The organism is Maribacter sp. 6B07, from assembly GCF_002700155.1.
GTDB lineage: Bacteria > Bacteroidota > Bacteroidia > Flavobacteriales > Flavobacteriaceae > Maribacter > Maribacter dokdonensis.
In genome coordinates this window covers 810,159-827,521 of the sequence record NZ_PDUT01000001.1, presented here as the reverse complement: position 1 = coordinate 827,521, position 17,363 = coordinate 810,159, and the positions used below count along the sequence as shown (strand labels likewise).

Genomic DNA, 17,363 nt, shown 5'->3' with positions numbered 1-17,363 from the left:
AATAAATCATTGTTTATTTAGAATATTTCTAAATTATAAATTATAGATACATTAACATTTTTCAAATAAAGTCTATGTCGTATTTTTGTCTCCGATTTAGGCATTTGGTGGATTTTAATTTGGTTTCATCTATGACCAAAATCATGCCAAGATTCCGATAGAAATATTCGATATATGAAAAAGGTTCCGAACCGAAATCAGTTTTCTAAAATTTTAGGATTATCCCTAATTGCATTTTTGTTTTTTGCAAGTCCGTCAATAGCGCAGGATGAAGCTGCTGCTGAATCTGCGACTACTGAAACCGCAGGTGGCGGAGACGCTAAAAAGGGTAAAGCTTTGTTTAATCAGAATTGTGCTGCTTGTCATGCGTTAAATCGTAAGATGACAGGTCCTGCATTGCAAGATGTGGAAAGCAGATTGGCTGAAGATGAAGGTTTAGATAGGGAGTGGTTGTATGCTTGGATTAAGAATAGCCCAGGTGTAATTAAGTCAGGTGATGCTTATGCTAATAAAGTATATGCTGAGTACAACCAAGCTGCAATGACCGCTTTTCCCACATTGACAAATAGTGATATAGATAATATTTTGGCGTATACCGCTGCGCCACCACCGGCTGCTCCAGCTGCTGCTGCCGGAGGTGCAGAAACTGCATCTGCTGGTTCAGGTGATGCTTCTGGTGTTTCCAATGAAATTATTCTTGGGGCGCTGGTGCTTGTTTTTGGTTTGTTGGTTATAATGTTGTTGTTGGTAAACAAGACATTGCAACGAATTGCTCAGGCGAACGGCATTGTGGTTGAAAAAGAAGCGGCTGCTAAAAGAACTCCAATTTGGAAGGCTTTTGCTCAAAATCAATTTTTGGTTTTGGTAACGGCAATAATCTTGCTTTTGGGTAGTGCGTATTTTGCTTATGGTTGGATGATGCAGGTTGGTGTTGATCAGGGTTATGCGCCTATTCAGCCTATTCACTATTCTCATAAAATTCATGCTAGTGATAATAAGATAGAGTGTAAGTATTGTCACTCTTCTGCAAGGGTTTCAAAAACATCAGGTATTCCTTCTTTGAATGTTTGTATGAATTGTCATAAATCTATATATGAGTATACGGGTAATCCAGAGGGTCCATCTCAAGATGATTTGGCTAATGGGTATACTAATGAGTTTTATACTGGTGAGATTAAGAAATTGTATAAAGCTGTTGGTTGGGATGAAACAAACCAAAAGTATACAGGTGAAAGCCAGCCGGTAGAGTGGGTTCGTATTCATAACTTACCTGATTTCGCTTACTTTAATCACTCTCAGCACGTATCGGTTGCTGGTGTAGAGTGTCAAACTTGTCATGGTCCGGTAGAGGAAATGGAAATTATGTACCAATATGCTCCATTAACTATGGGATGGTGTATAGATTGTCATAGAGAGACCAATGTAAAGGTTGAGGGCAATGAGTACTACGAGAAAATTCACGCAGAACTTTCTAAAAAGTACGGTGTTGAGAATTTGACAGCAGCACAATTAGGTGGTCTGGAATGTGGTAAGTGTCACTATTAATAATAATTTAAGAAGCTAATTACAGATAATACGTATGGCATCAAACAAAAAGTATTGGAAGAACGAAGCGGAGTTAAATCCTAACGATTCCATTGTTGAGGCGCTTAAGCAGAATGAATTTGTGGAGCAGATTCCTGTTGATGATTTCTTGGGTGATAAGGAAACATTGTCTTCTACAAACACCAATCGTAGAGATTTTTTAAAGTATGTTGGGTTTAGTACCGCAGCAGCTTCTTTGGCGGCTTGTGAAGGTCCGGTTGTAAAATCGATTCCTTATGTGGTTTTGCCGGAAAATATTGTACCTGGAGTTGCTAATTATTACGCAACTACAATTGCTAATGGTTTTGACTTTGCAAGTATATTGATAAAAACGCGTGAAGGTCGTCCTATAAAAGTGGAGAATAACACTTTGGCTAAAATAGGGGGTGCCGCAAACGCAAGGGTTCAGGGTTCTGTTCTTTCTTTGTACGACAGTACAAGATTGCAGGGACCTATGGCAAACGGAGAGCCTGTTGAGTGGGATGTGTTGAAGGCTACGTTAAAATCTAAAATGGGGGCTCTTAAAGGTTCTTCAAAAAAGATTGCCGTACTTACGCAGACGTATGCAAGTCCGTCAACTGACCGTTTAATGTCTGATTTAGTTGCGGCTAATGAAAATGTTGTTCATGTAACTTACGATGCAATTTCTGAAGATGCAGCTTTGACCGCTTTTGAAAATAAGTATGGTGAAAGGGCTTTAGCTGATTATGATTTTGAGAAAGCTGAAGTAATTGTTTCTTTTGGTGCTGATTTTATTGCTGATTGGCAAGGTGGTGGTTATGATGCTGCTTATTCAAGAGGGCGAGTGCCAAAGAACGGTAAAATGTCTAGGCATATTCAAGTAGAGGCAAACATGTCTTTGACTGGTGCCAATGCAGATAAGCGTGTAGCTATGAAGCCTAGTGCGCAGAAAGTGGTATTAGCTAAGTTGTACGGTAAGTTAAATGGAACTTCTGTGGGTGGTAATACATCCGAATATGATGCATTGGTAGATTCTATTGCTATTGAAATCAAGAAAGCGGGTTCTAATGCAGTTGTGGTAACTGGTTTGGATGATGTAAATGCCCAGTCCGTTGTATTGGCGATAAATGAAATGTTGTCTAGTAAGGCATATGACGCTAGTGCTCCTAAGTATATTAGAAAAGGTAATGTGAAAAGCGTAAATGCCTTAATTTCTGATATGAAGGCCGGTAGAGTAGGTGCTTTGTTAATGGATGGTGTGAATCCAATGTATTCGCTTCCAAATGCTGCGGATTTCAAGGAAGGTTTGTCTAAAGTGGATCTTAGTGTTGCTTTTTCGACAAATTGGAACGAAACTACTGAAGCCGTGCAATATGTCGGTGCTGCAAATCATTATTTAGAATCTTGGGGTGATCTTCAGGTTAAGAAGGGGCATTATAGTTTAATGCAACCTACAATTAAAGAATTATTTGATACTAAGCAATTTCAGTCGGTTGTTTTAGAATTACTGGGAAGTGAGCAAACGTATTATGATTATATAAAAGATACTTGGTCCAGCAGTGTGCTTAATGGTGCAAGTTGGAACCAGGCATTGCAAGATGGTGTCTTTACAGCTGACACCATGGTTGTTGGTGCTGAAGGCGTTGTGCAAGATGTTAATGTAGTTGAAGATGAGGCAGAAATTGCACCGAATTCTTCTTTGGCATCAGCGGTGCGTAGTTTAGCGAATACCACTAGTGAGGGTATGGAGCTTACTTTGTATTCTAAAGTAGGTATGGGTGATGGTCAGCAGGCAAGTAACCCTTGGTTGCAAGAATTCCCTGATCCGATCACAAGGGTTTCTTGGGATAACTATGTGACTATTTCAAAAGCCGATGCTGCTGAGTTAGGTGTAGAAAATGTAAATGTTGCTAACGGTGGAATGGATGGTAACTATGTTAAGCTTACCGTTAACGGTGTTAGTCTTGATAAAGTTCCTGTGGTTGTTCAGCCAGGGCAGGCAAAAGGTACTGTAGGTCTTTCTTTTGGTTATGGTAAAACTGTAGGTTTGAAAGAGGAAATGCAGACCGGAGTAAATGCTTTTAAGCTTTATGAAGGGTTTAGTAACATTCAATCCGTAAGTGTTGAAAAAGTTGCAGGTAATCATGAGTTTGCTTGTATTCAATTGCATAAAACCCTTATGGGTAGAGGTGATATCATTAAAGAAACTACTTTAGAGATATTTAATACAAAAGATCACGCTGAATGGAATGAAGTTCCGGTGGTGTCTTTAGATCACCAAGAGGTTCCTGCTACATCTGTTGATTTGTGGGATAGTTTTGACCGTACAATAGGGCATCATTTTAACATGTCTATCGATTTGAATGCTTGTACTGGTTGTGGGTCTTGTGTTATTGCTTGTCATGCTGAAAACAATGTTCCTGTTGTTGGTAAGGCTGAAGTAAGAAAATCTAGGGATATGCACTGGTTGCGTATTGATAGATATTATTCTTCAGAAGAAACTTTTGAAGGTGACAACGCTAAAAAAGATGGCTTTGATGGTTTGTCTGGTGATAATGGTTCATTAGGTGGTTTTGGTGAGTTGGAAGATCCTTCCGCTAATCCTCAGGTAGCATTCCAACCGGTAATGTGTCAGCACTGTAACCATGCTCCTTGTGAAACTGTATGTCCTGTAGCGGCAACTTCACATGGTAGACAAGGTCAAAATCAAATGGCTTATAACAGATGTGTAGGTACAAGATATTGTGCAAACAACTGTCCATATAAAGTACGTAGATTTAACTGGTTCTTATATAATAATAATGACGAGTTTGATTTCCACATGAACAATGATTTGGGTAAAATGGTATTGAACCCTGATGTTAACGTTCGTTCAAGAGGTGTTATTGAGAAATGTTCTATGTGTATTCAAAAAACACAAAAAACAATTCTTGATGCTAAAAGAGATGGTCGTGTTATTCAAGATGGAGAATTCCAAACGGCTTGTTCTTCTGCATGTAGTAATGGAGCCATTGTATTTGGTGATGTTAATGATGAGAAGAGTAAAGTATCAGAATTAAAAGCGAGTGACCGTATGTATCATTTATTGGAGCATGTAGGAACTCAACCAAATGTTTTCTATCACGTTAAGGTTAGAAACACCAACGAAGCATAAACAATAGTAGAAAGTAATTATAACAAAAGTCTATGGCGTCGCATTACGAAGCACCTATACGTAAACCCCTAGTAACTGGAGACAAAGGCTACCACGATGTAACTGTGGATATAGCTGCTCCTGTAGAAGGTAGAGCTAACAAGCACTGGTGGATAGTTTTTTCCATTGCATTAGTAGCATTTCTTTGGGGAGTAGGTTGTATTATTTATACGGTCTCTACCGGTATCGGTACTTGGGGTCTTAACAAATCTGTAAACTGGGCTTGGGATATTACCAACTTCGTTTGGTGGGTAGGTATCGGTCATGCAGGAACTCTGATTTCTGCAGTATTATTATTGTTCCGTCAAAAATGGAGAATGGCTATTAACCGTTCTGCAGAGGCGATGACAATCTTCTCGGTTGTTCAAGCTGGTTTGTTTCCAATTATACACATGGGTCGTCCATGGTTAGCTTACTGGGTACTTCCAATTCCAAACCAATTTGGATCATTGTGGGTAAACTTTAACTCTCCGCTTCTTTGGGATGTATTTGCGATTTCAACATATCTTTCTGTTTCATTAGTATTCTGGTGGACAGGTTTGCTCCCGGATTTTGCAATGATTCGTGATAGAGCGGTATTGCCTTTTCAAAAGAAAATTTATAGCTTATTGAGTTTTGGATGGAGCGGTCGTGCAAAAGATTGGCAACGTTTTGAGGAAGTGTCTTTAGTACTTGCTGGTTTGGCAACTCCTTTGGTACTATCTGTACATACCATTGTATCTTTTGACTTTGCTACTTCGGTAATCCCGGGTTGGCATACAACAATCTTTCCACCATATTTTGTTGCAGGGGCTATCTTCTCTGGTTTCGCTATGGTAAATACTTTGTTGATCATCATGAGAAAGGTGTGTCACCTAGAAAATTATATCACGGTTCAGCATATTGAATTAATGAATATCGTAATCATGTTAACTGGTTCAATTGTGGGATGTGCCTACATTACCGAGTTGTTCATGGCATGGTATTCTGGTGTGGAATATGAGCAGTATGCATTCTTGAACAGAGCAACCGGTCCTTACTGGTGGGCCTACTGGTCAATGATGACTTGTAATGTGTTCTCTCCACAGTTCATGTGGTTCAAGAAATTAAGAACAAGTATCATGTTCTCTTTCTTTATTTCTATTGTGGTAAACATAGGTATGTGGTTCGAAAGATTCGTAATTATCGTTACGTCATTACATAGGGATTATCTTCCATCATCATGGACAATGTTCTCACCAACATTTGTTGATATAGGAATATTTATAGGTACTATTGGTTTCTTCTTTGTATTGTTCTTATTATATTCTAGAACATTCCCTGTAATTGCTCAGGCAGAAGTGAAATCTATATTGAAATCTTCTGGTGAAAAATACAAAGTGTTAAGAGATGCTGGTAAACCTCTATATCAAATCTCAACGGCTAAAGTGGAGGTGAAGGAAACAGTAACTGATGATGTATTGATGGGTGAAGTTGTACCATCCGTCGGTGATAAAGTTGGTGTTTCTGATTTGTTGAGTGCTGTGGGTACTTTTGATCCTGCTACACAAGAAGCGGATGATTTAAAGAAAGTTAAAGGTATAGGGCCGCAAATGGAGGCTACTTTAAATGAAATAGGAATCTATACATTTGCTCAAGTCGCTAGAATGACTGAAAGCGAGTATGATCTTTTAGATTCAATTACAGGTTCTTTCCCAGGTAGAGCACAACGTGATGACTGGGCAGGACAAGCATCAATTTTATTAAATAACAAAAGATAAATATGGCATCTAAGGTTATACATGCTTTTTACGACGATGATGATGTGCTAATGCTTGCCGTTAAAAAGGTTAAAGCGGCAAAGCTTCATATAGAGGAGGTTTATTGTCCTTTCCCTGTACACGGTCTTGATAAGGCTATGGGTTTAGCGCCAACTAGAATAGCTATCACTGCTTTTTTATACGGTTGTGTAGGTTTAACAGTGGCGGTTTTAATGATGAACTTTATCATGATTGAAGATTGGCCTCAAGATATAGGTGGTAAACCAAGTTTTAGCTATTTGGAGAACATGCCGGCTTTTGTGCCTATTATGTTTGAATTGACGGTTTTCTTTGCGGCTCACTTAATGGTAATAACTTTTTACCTAAGAAGTAGATTGTGGCCTTTTAAAGAAGCAGAAAATCCAGATATAAGAACTACGGATGATCATTTTTTAATGGAGATTGAAATCCATGACAACGAGCAAGAATTAAGAGATTTATTAATGAATACTGGTGCAGTTGAAATTAGTATATCAGAAAAAAACAGTCATTAAATATGAACAGTTTTAAGAAATTAGCATTAATATTCGGTCTAGCTATTGTGGCAACTTCTTGTCAAGATGATAGTGTTCCTAATTATCAGTATATGCCTAACATGTATGAGTCTGTAGGTTATGAGGCTTATAGCGAGGCAGATTTTTTACCAAACCAGTCCGAAGCTATGTTGCCGCCGGCGAATACAATTAATAGAGGGTGGTTGCCATATGAAATTGAAAACTCGCCAGAGGGCAAAGAATTGGCTAGGCTTCAGTCAAGTCCATTAGATTCTATGAATGTAGAAAAGAACTTGGCGAAAGGTGGTCAACTTTACACTATTTATTGTGCTATTTGTCATGGAGATAAAGGTGATGGGCAAGGTACACTTGTAAAAAGAGAAAAAATATTAGGTGTTCCTAGTTATGCGGACCCGGTAAGAAACTTGACGGTTGGATCTACGTATTATACAATCCATTATGGATTGAATTCAATGGGGTCCTATGCTTCTCAAATGAATACTGAAGAGATGTGGCAAGTATCGGAATATGTGATGAAATTGAAACAAGATTTAACCAAATAATAGGTAAGCAATACTATGTATACGTTTTCAAATAGACTTAAAATAGCTTCCATAGTTCTAATGATAGTAGGTGCATTAGGAATTATTGGCGGATTTGTTATGGCTCCTGGAACTATAGCAGAAGCGAAAGAAATGGTAGCAAGTCATGATGAAGGTCATGGTGATGCACATGGAGCTGAAGCAGAACATGCAGTAAAAGAAAATGATCATGCTGTTGCAGATTCTCATGGTGAGGAGCACGATGCTTCTCATGATCAGCATTTGTTAGATCAATTAAAAAATAGACCTTGGTCAGCTTTATATGTTGCAGCTTTCTTCTTTATGATGATCGCTCTAGGTGTTTTGGCTTTCTATGCTATACAAAGAACAGCGCAAGCAGGTTGGTCGCCATTACTGTTTAGGGTAATGGAGGCAATTACGGCATACCTAGTTCCTGGAGGAATTATTGTGTTCGTTATATTGTTGCTTTCTGTATTACATATGAACCATTTATTTATTTGGATGGATGCAGATGTAGTTGCTCATGATCACTTATTGCAAGGTAAATCTGGATATTTGAATCCAACATTCTTTTTAATAAGAGCTGCAATTTTCTTAGCAGGTTGGATCGGATATAGAGAATACTCTAGAAGATTATCTTTAGCTCAAGATGAGTCTGATGATAACGCTAATTTTAAATTAAATTTTAGAATATCTGCAGCTTTCTTGGTATTCTATCTTATTTCTGAGTCAATTATGTCTTGGGATTGGATTATGAGTGTAGAGCCACACTGGTTTAGTACCTTGTTCGGATGGTACATATTCGCAAGTATGTTTGTATCTGGGATTACAGTGATTGCAATGGTTACCATTTATCTTAAATCAAAAGGTCTTTTGCCAGATGTTAATGATAGTCACATTCATGATTTGGCTAAGTTTATGTTCGGTATTAGTATTTTTTGGACCTACCTGTGGTTTTCACAGTTCATGTTGATATGGTATTCTAATATACCGGAAGAGGTTACTTATTATGTAACTAGAATAGCTGATTATAAACTACCTTTCTTTGGTATGGTTGCTATGAACTTTTTGTTCCCAGTACTTTTGCTAATGAATAGTGATTACAAAAGAATTAACTGGTTTGTAATATTAACAGGTATAGTAATTTTGGCAGGACATTATATGGATATTTTCAATGCTATCATGCCATCAACAGTTGGTAAGAACTGGTACATTGGTATTCCTGAAATAGGATCTGTATTGTTTTTCGCTGGATTATTTATATTCTGGGTGTTTAGAGCGCTTTCTACAGCCCCTTTACAACCAAAGAGAAATCCGTTTATTGAAGAAAGTAGACACTTTCACTATTAATTGATTAATAAGTAAAGTATAACATTTATATATACGATGACGACATTATTGACTTTAGCTGTTCTTGTTCTTGTAGCAATTGCCATTTGGCAATTGACTAAAATCTTTGAATTATCACAGCTTAAAACTACTAAGTACGAGATAGCTACTGATACCGATAACAAGAATAACGGATATATGTTATTTGGGTTCTTGGTCTTCATATACGGAATTACCATTTTCAGTTTCTGGAAATATGGTAAATTTTTATTGCCTGAAGCGGGTTCTGCACATGGTGAAGAGTATGACAACTTAATGTTGGTTTCCTTTATTATCATTTTTATTGTACAAACAATAACTCAGGCGTTACTTCATTATTTTGGATATAAATATGCTGGTAAGGAAGGTCAAAAAGCTTTGTTTTATGCTGATAATGATCGTTTAGAATTTATATGGACAATAATTCCTGTAATAGTTTTGGCAGGTCTTATTTTGTGGGGTTTATATACTTGGACCACTATAATGGATGTAAATGATGAGGATGATCCACTAATCGTTGAGTTATATGCGCAACAGTTTAATTGGACTGCTAGGTATGGTGGCGATGATAATGTTTTAGGTGGAGCAAATGTTAGAATGATCGATATTGACAAGGCTAACGTATTAGGTTTGGATGAAGCTGATACATATGCACATGATGATGTTATCGTTAAAGAACTTCACTTGCCAGTTGGTAGAAAAGTGAATTTTAAAATGCGTTCACAAGATGTACTGCATTCTGCATATATGCCACATTTTAGGGCGCAAATGAACTGTGTTCCTGGTATGATAACGGAGTTTTCTTTTACACCAATTTATACTACTGAGGAAATGAGAACCAATCCAGATGTCATGGATAAGGTGAAAAGAACAAATAAAATACGCGCGGAGAAGGCAGCTGCTACAGGTGAACCTATAGATCCATGGCAATTTGATTACATTTTGTTATGTAACAAGATTTGTGGTAAATCTCATTACAATATGCAAATGAAGATTATCGTAGAGACCGAAGAGGAATATAATGCATGGATGAAGAGCCAATCAACATTTGCCGAAACGGTGATGAAAGATGAATCTAGTCCAGAAGTTCATTCATTAAGCGCAGTATCAGTAGGAGAATAATCTTTTATTCTTAAGTCATTTTAGCTATTTAAAGAAAATTAATAAAAAATAAGATTACGATTATGTCAGCAACAGCACATGCACATGTAGATGATCACGGACACGACGATCATGGACATCATCATAAAGAAACTTTTGTAACAAAGTACATCTTTAGCCAAGACCATAAAATGATTGCTAAGCAATATTTTATCATGGGTGTATTGGTAATGGGTTTCATTGGTATTGCAATGTCTTTATTGTTTAGAATGCAATTGGCTTGGCCAGGTGAATCTTTTCCGGTATTTGAGGCATTATTGGGTAAATGGGCTCCAGGTGGAGTTATGGATGCTGATGTTTACCTTGCATTGGTTACAATGCACGGTACAATCATGGTGTTCTTTGTACTTACGCAAGGTTTAAGTGGTACATTCAGTAACCTTTTAATTCCATTACAAATTGGTGCACGAGATATGGCATCAGGATTCCTTAACATGGTTTCTTTTTGGATGTTCTTTGTATCTAGTATTATAATGATTATTTCATTGTTTGTAGAAGCAGGACCTGCCGCAGCTGGTTGGACAATTTATCCTCCATTAAGTGCACTGCCAATGGCGCAACCAGGTTCTGGTATGGGTATGACATTGTGGTTGGTGTCTATGGCAATATTTATTGCGTCTTCCCTTATTGGTTCGTTGAACTATATTGTAACCGTAATTAATCTTAGAACAAAAGGAATGTCAATGACTAGATTACCTTTGACTATCTGGGCATTCTTTATCACAGCCATAATTGGTGTGATTTCCTTCCCTGTTCTATTGTCAGCAGCATTACTTTTGATCATGGATAGAAGTTTTGGTACTTCGTTCTTCTTGTCAGATATATTTATTCAAGGTGAAGTGTTACACTACCAAGGAGGTTCTCCTGTTTTATTTGAGCACTTATTTTGGTTCTTGGGTCACCCAGAGGTGTACATTGTATTATTGCCGGCATTGGGGATAACCTCAGAAGTAATGTCAACTAATGCTCGTAAACCAATTTTTGGTTATAGAGCTATGATTGCCTCAATTATGGCAATTGCTTTCTTGTCTACCATAGTTTGGGGTCACCACATGTTCATATCAGGTATGAATCCGTTCCTTGGATCTGTATTTACGTTTACAACTCTATTAATTGCTATACCATCAGCGGTAAAAGCGTTTAACTATATTACTACTTTGTGGAAGGGTAACCTTCAGTTGAATCCGGCTATGTTGTTTTCAATTGGTTTGGTATCCACCTTTATTACGGGTGGTTTAACGGGTATAGTATTAGGAGATAGTACTTTGGATATTAACGTTCATGATACGTATTTCGTTGTAGCTCACTTCCACTTGGTAATGGGTATATCTGCACTTTATGGTCTTTTTGCCGGAGTTTATCACTGGTTCCCTAAAATGTTTGAAGGAAAATTAATGAATAAGAATCTTGGTTATGTTCACTTTTGGGTAACTGCTGTTTGTGCTTATGGCGTTTTCTTCCCAATGCATTTTGTCGGTATGGCTGGTGTTCCAAGAAGGTACTATGAAAACACTGCTTTTCCTATGTTCGATGAGTTAACTAATATTCAAGTATTGATGACTGTTTTTGCTATTATTGCAGCAGCAGCTCAATTGGTATTCGTTGCTAACTTTATCTATAGCATATTCTATGGTAAAGTAGGTCCTAAAAATCCATGGAAATCCAACACATTGGAATGGACAACAGATCAAAAGCATGTTCATGGTAACTGGGATGGACCAATACCTGAAGTACATAGATGGGCTTATGATTATAGTAAGGTCTATGAGAACGGTGAGTATATCATTGCTGGTCAGGATTACGTACCACAACATATTCCTTTGCAAGAAAATGAAGAGGAATTAAATCACTAGAAAATATCATATTCTATATAAAAGCCCAACTATACTTAGTTGGGCTTTTTTTTATATTACTATGAGGATATTATTAAGTTGTTCTATTATTGCATAAATTTAAATACCTTCATTTAAAAATATAGTTATATGAAAAAGTTCGCTATTCTGTTTGTAACATTAATAGTTGGGGTTACAAGCTATTCACAACGTAAGCCTAAAATTAAAGGTAATAAGAATGTTATTGAGGTTAGAGAGGACCTAGAACCGTTTTATGGAATTGAGTTGGCAGATGATTTAGATATTGTTATTCAAAAGGCATCACATGAAGGTTATGCCCTAGAGCTTGATGACAATCTGGTAGATGTACTGAAGTTTAAGGTGGATAACGGGGTGTTAAAAATTTCTTCATTCTACAATATTACCTCTAAGAGAAAATTGGAGATTACCATCTTTTTTCAAGAGTTGAACAGTATTAAAATGTTGAACGGTAAAATCAGTATGAAGGATGTTATTTCTACGGATAAACTTAGGGTGCAGACTTTTGGCACTTCAAGATTGGAATTAAACGCTACTGCTGATATTATTGATGTCAATATGGAGGAAATTAGTTCTGGTGATTTTAATTTGGCAAGTGATTCTTTAAATATCGTTTTAAAGGATAGAATAGATGTTAAGTTATATACCACCGGTGAAAGCAATAATATTTATATGTATAAAAATGCCTCTGCTAAAGTTGAAGGAACTTCAGATTTTTTAATGGCGAAATTATATGGAAATAGTGCCCTTAAAGCTTCTAACTTACAATCAAATGATGTGTTGGTAATTGCCGAAGATTCACCTGATGTTGAAGTTCGTGCCTTAAATACCATACAACTTAGTTCTAAAGGTGCTACTAGAACTAAGTTATACGGTGATGCGGAGATTACCATTTTGGATTTTTTAGATACTTCTAGATTGGAAAAGGAGAAGAACTAATTGGCAATTGGTGCGGTCATAAAGTGGTCTGGTATGCCAAAACCGTCTATTAAGGTGTTTAAATGAGGTCTAAGTTCGGTACATAGTCGTTCTACTCTTTGGCGTATGGCTTTGGATTTTGTTCCTCCCAGGTAGCCTTGTTCTAGATACCATGATGCATCTTTTCTAATTTCATATAAAGCATGCAATGTTCCAATTTTTTCAAAAAGTGTTTTATAGTCAGGATCCGTAATTGTGTTGGTATGCTCTAAGAATGATTTATAGGCCAATTCTGCACTGTAAGCCTTACCAAGTGTCATTAAATGTGTCTGCACCTTTAAGAACGCTTGGTAAGAGGGTATTCCTTTTTTAATATATCCTCTAATGCGCATAGCAAGCGTATAGGTTAATCTTCTTGTTCTATACTCAAGGGCATGTACATGAAATTTAGGATTGTATAAATGATCCTTGTCGGTTTTATTGGAGTACATTGGATTTATGGTCGATAGTTTATCACTTAATTGTGAGCTTAAAAGTTTCAAAACGGTAGAAAATCCTGCGCTATTGAATTCGGCTTTGAAATCTGATAAAACCCCTTTTGCGGCGAGCTGTAATAGCACATTGTTGTCGCCTTCAAAAGTGGTGAAAATATCCACATCGCCTTTCAAGTCTGCAATACGATTTTCTATAAGATAGCCTTTGCCACCACAAGCCTCTCGGCATTCTTGTATAGTGTCATTGGCATACCAGGTTATGATAGATTTCAAACCAGCAACTTGCGTCTCAATTTTTCTCTTGTCCGGTTGAGACTCGTCACAATATAACGACATCATTTTATCTAAGGTAAAATGGTAAACGTAGGCACTGGCAACTAATGGGGTTAAGCGTAATTGATGCGAGGGATAATCCATTAAAAGGTCTTCCTGTATTTTTACACTATCATTGAACTGTCTTCTTTTTAAAGCATGTTTTATGGCGACGGTCAAAGCAAATTTAGCACCGCCAAGTCCGGCTCTCGCAACGCAAATTCTACCGCCAACCAACGTTCCCAGCATGGTAAAGAACCTTTTATTCGGATTTTTTATCTCTGAGTAATATTCACCGTTCGCTAGAATAGTACCATACTTGTTCAGCAAATTTTCTTTAGGCACTTCTACTTGATCAAACCATATTTTGCCATTATCTACACCATTTAACCCTAACTTATAACCATTGTCTTCTACGGTAATGCCTGGTAAAAGCTCATGTGCTTTATTTCTTAATGGTACCAATATGGCGTGTACCCCTTCATTTTTTCCGTTAACGATCAATTGGGCAAAAACAGATGCCATTTGTGAGTGTAGGGCATTGCCTATATACTCTTTATTGTCATTTCTACCCGGTGTGTGTATTACAATGGTATCTTTTTCCTTGTTGTAGGTTGCTGTTGTTTTAATACCGCGTACGTTGGATCCATGACCGGTTTCCGTCATTGCAAAACATCCTAACAATGATGCTTTACCGGCTTTTGCTAGATACGTGTTGTGATGTTTTTTTGTGCCCAGTTTTTGTATGCTACCCCCAAATAGACCGAATTGGACACCAAATTTTATGGCTAAACTTCCGTCTGCCCAAATCATATTTTCAAAAATATGAGCGTAACCTTCCATATTATCGGTTCCGCCATAGTCTTCAGAATATGCCATAGCGCCATAACCTTTTTGTGCTAGAAATTTCACTTGTTCTAGAACGTGCTGTCTAAAATCTTCTTTGTTTCTTCGTATCTGCCAAGAAAAAATAGGGTCTTTTAATGTAGACCTAAATTGGTCTATCGTTTGGACATGTTCACCTTTTAAAATGGAGTCTATATGCTTTGCTAAATATTGTGCCGATTTTGGATCTAGGTCAATTTGAACATCAAAAAGATGGTTGTAGTGATTGGGTTGTATACCCAAATTGACCTCAATATTTTTTATGCATTCATTAAATGGTATTTCCCCTTGATAGTGTGTAGCCACTTTCTCGCTGAATGCGGTTAAAGGATAGGTGTTGTGCTCCACCAATTTAACACCGCTATTGGCAATTAATTGTTTCCAAGATTTAAGAACACTATCCTTGGGAGGATTATTAACATCTAACCAAGATTTTAATAGTTTCTTGTCGGCAAGTGTTAGTGAACTATCTTCTGAAATGGCATTTTCTGCCACGTTAATTTCCGATGCAGATAAAAGATCATCTGACCAAATAATATAAAATACAGGTATGTACTGTAAAACCGATGCGGTATAAATTTCTGTTGTCATACAATGAAATTACAATTTTTACTTGATATTGAATTCATCTGAATAGACAATACCTATGTTCTATTTTAAATATTACAGATGGTATGTCTTCATTTTGATGGGGCTGCTTTTAAGTTATTTTAGTTTGGTTAAAATCCTATTTAGGAAAATGATTTGGCTCAAAGTTACCGCGTGTTTGTCTATCTTTGTTAGTGTATGAACGAGTATTTAGACCCATCTGCGGAAGGTTTCTCTAATGAGGAGCTTGATATTGAAAGAGCATTGAGACCTGTAAATTTTGATGATTTTACTGGTCAGGAACAAGTGCTCGAAAATCTTAAGGTGTTTGTTGAAGCTGCCAATAGAAGAGGTGAAGCATTGGATCACACCTTGTTTCACGGTCCTCCGGGATTAGGTAAAACAACCTTGGCAAATATTTTGGCAAATGAACTTGGTGTTGGGATCAAGATTACCTCTGGTCCTGTATTGGACAAGCCTGGAGATCTAGCAGGGTTGTTGACCAATTTAGAGGAAAGAGATGTATTGTTCATTGATGAAATACATAGACTGAGCCCCATAGTAGAAGAATACTTGTATTCCGCAATGGAAGATTACAAAATAGATATCATGATAGAAACAGGCCCAAATGCCAGGTCTGTTCAAATAAATTTGAATCCGTTTACCTTAATTGGTGCTACAACGCGCTCAGGTTTGCTAACAGCGCCTATGCGAGCTAGGTTTGGCATTCAAAGTAGGTTACAGTATTATTCTACAGAACTGTTGTCCACTATAGTAGAACGAAGTGCGGAAATTTTACGGGTTCCTATTTCTCAAGATGCTGCTATAGAAATTGCCGGTAGAAGTAGGGGTACTCCTAGAATATGTAATGCCCTTTTGCGTAGGGTACGAGATTTTGCGGAAATTAAAGGCAATGGTGCTATTGATATGGAAATTTCTAAATTCAGTTTAAAAGCTTTGAACGTAGATGCCCATGGGTTAGATGAAATGGATAACAAAATTCTTACGACCATTATAGATAAGTTTAAAGGTGGTCCTGTTGGGATAACAACTTTGGCGACCGCTGTGTCTGAAAGTGCCGAAACTATTGAAGAAGTATATGAACCCTTTTTAATTCAGCAAGGGTTTATTATGAGAACACCCCGAGGTCGAGAAGTTACAGAAATGGCTTATAAACATTTAGGAAGAATCAAAGGTGGAATTCAACCAGGATTATTTTGAGTATAGATATCAAATCTAAATGGACCAATAGTATTAAAACCGAAGCCAAACGCCTCGGTTTTTTATCATGTGGTATATCTAAAGCGGATTTCTTAGAGGAAGAAGCGCCAAGATTGGAAAAATGGCTCAACAACAATATGCATGGGGAAATGAGCTATATGGCAAATCATTTCGATAAAAGATTAGATCCGCGAAAATTGGTGGAAGGGTCTAAGTCTGTCATATCCTTGCTTTTAAATTATTTTCCTGAAAAAACCCAACGAGAAGATTCTTACAAAATTTCAAAATATGCTTACGGTCAAGATTATCATCACATCATAAAAGGCAAACTTAGGCAATTACAAGAATTCATAACGGAAGAAATAGGCGAGGTCCATGGCCGTGCTTTTGTAGATTCTGCTCCAGTGCTCGATAAGGCTTGGGCAGCAAAAAGTGGTTTGGGCTGGGTTGGTAAGAACAGTAATCTTTTAACGCAGCAGGTTGGTTCCTTTTACTTTATTGCCGAATTGATCGTAGATATTGATTTAGAATATGACAATGCTGTTACCGATCATTGTGGTACCTGTACTGCGTGTTTAGATGCTTGCCCCACACAAGCTATAGTTGAACCATACGTGGTAGACGGCAGTAAGTGCATTTCTTATTTTACGATTGAATTAAAAAATGAGTTGCCTAATGAAATGAAGGGGTCTTTTGATGATTGGATGTTTGGTTGTGATGTTTGTCAAGATGTTTGTCCTTGGAACCGATTTTCTAAACCACACAATGAGCCTTTATTCAATCCTCATCCAGAGTTGTTAAGCATGACCAAAAAGGATTGGGAAGAGATAACAGTGGATGTCTTTCAAATGGTCTTCAAAAAATCTGCTGTTAAACGAACAAAGTACGGCGGACTTACTAGAAATATTGAATTTCTAAAATAATTTCATTTCCTCAATCGTTTTCGTAGGCATTTCCATTAGATAATCATGC

General features: G+C 37.3%; 12 protein-coding genes. 11 read left to right on the top strand and 1 reads right to left on the bottom strand.

Going from position 1 to position 17,363, the window contains the following annotated elements:
- The first annotated feature begins 174 nt into the window (after positions 1 to 174).
- The 9 genes from CSC80_RS03505 to CSC80_RS03465 all read left to right on the top strand — a co-directional run bounded on the left by CSC80_RS03505 (position 175) and on the right by CSC80_RS03465 (position 12,912).
- Positions 175 to 1,545: a c-type cytochrome gene (locus CSC80_RS03505; RefSeq protein WP_099189789.1), complete on the top strand. Its 1,371-nt coding sequence runs from the start codon at positions 175 to 177 to the stop codon at positions 1,543 to 1,545.
- A 34-nt stretch (positions 1,546 to 1,579) separates the two neighbouring features.
- Positions 1,580 to 4,699, top strand: a complete 3,120-nt coding sequence (locus CSC80_RS03500) for a TAT-variant-translocated molybdopterin oxidoreductase (RefSeq protein WP_099189787.1) — start codon at positions 1,580 to 1,582, stop codon at positions 4,697 to 4,699.
- A gap of 32 nt (positions 4,700 to 4,731) precedes the next feature.
- Positions 4,732 to 6,477 carry an NrfD/PsrC family molybdoenzyme membrane anchor subunit gene (nrfD, locus tag CSC80_RS03495; RefSeq protein WP_074671963.1) on the top strand — a complete coding sequence of 582 codons (1,746 nt, stop codon included), beginning with the start codon at positions 4,732 to 4,734 and terminating at the stop codon, positions 6,475 to 6,477.
- A gap of 2 nt (positions 6,478 to 6,479) precedes the next feature.
- The gene (locus CSC80_RS03490; RefSeq protein ID WP_099189785.1) at positions 6,480 to 7,010 is read left to right on the top strand and encodes a DUF3341 domain-containing protein; all 531 of its coding nucleotides are present in this window, start codon (positions 6,480 to 6,482) and stop codon (positions 7,008 to 7,010) included.
- A 2-nt stretch (positions 7,011 to 7,012) separates the two neighbouring features.
- The gene (locus CSC80_RS03485) at positions 7,013 to 7,573 is read left to right on the top strand and encodes a cytochrome c (protein ID WP_099189783.1); all 561 of its coding nucleotides are present in this window, start codon (positions 7,013 to 7,015) and stop codon (positions 7,571 to 7,573) included.
- 15 nt (positions 7,574 to 7,588) lie between these two features.
- Complete coding sequence (locus tag CSC80_RS03480) at positions 7,589 to 8,923, top strand: quinol:cytochrome C oxidoreductase (RefSeq protein WP_099189781.1); 1,335 nt, start codon at positions 7,589 to 7,591, stop codon at positions 8,921 to 8,923.
- A 36-nt stretch (positions 8,924 to 8,959) separates the two neighbouring features.
- Positions 8,960 to 10,063, top strand: coding sequence for a cytochrome c oxidase subunit II (locus CSC80_RS03475; RefSeq protein WP_099189779.1), 1,104 nt, complete (start codon positions 8,960 to 8,962; stop codon positions 10,061 to 10,063).
- Between the two features lie 62 nt (positions 10,064 to 10,125).
- Positions 10,126 to 11,955 (top strand): cbb3-type cytochrome c oxidase subunit I, encoded by a 1,830-nt coding sequence (locus CSC80_RS03470; protein WP_058103945.1) that lies wholly within the window; start codon positions 10,126 to 10,128, stop codon positions 11,953 to 11,955.
- 129 nt (positions 11,956 to 12,084) lie between these two features.
- Positions 12,085 to 12,912 (top strand): DUF2807 domain-containing protein, encoded by an 828-nt coding sequence (locus CSC80_RS03465; protein ID WP_099189778.1) that lies wholly within the window; start codon positions 12,085 to 12,087, stop codon positions 12,910 to 12,912.
- Here the strand turns inward: CSC80_RS03465 and CSC80_RS03460 are convergent.
- Entirely contained in the window at positions 12,909 to 15,173 is a 2,265-nt protein-coding gene (locus CSC80_RS03460; protein WP_099189776.1) for an acyl-CoA dehydrogenase, read from the bottom strand. The two genes, CSC80_RS03465 and CSC80_RS03460, sit on opposite strands and share 4 nt — an antisense overlap.
- 195 nt (positions 15,174 to 15,368) lie before the next feature.
- Here CSC80_RS03460 and ruvB point away from each other — a divergent pair, with 195 nt between their 5' ends.
- Entirely contained in the window at positions 15,369 to 16,391 is a 1,023-nt protein-coding gene (gene ruvB, locus CSC80_RS03455; RefSeq protein WP_071341258.1) for a Holliday junction branch migration DNA helicase RuvB, read from the top strand.
- Between the two features lie 2 nt (positions 16,392 to 16,393).
- Positions 16,394 to 17,314 (top strand): tRNA epoxyqueuosine(34) reductase QueG, encoded by a 921-nt coding sequence (gene queG / locus CSC80_RS03450; RefSeq protein WP_099191396.1) that lies wholly within the window; start codon positions 16,394 to 16,396, stop codon positions 17,312 to 17,314.
- The last annotated feature ends 49 nt before the right edge of the window (positions 17,315 to 17,363 follow it).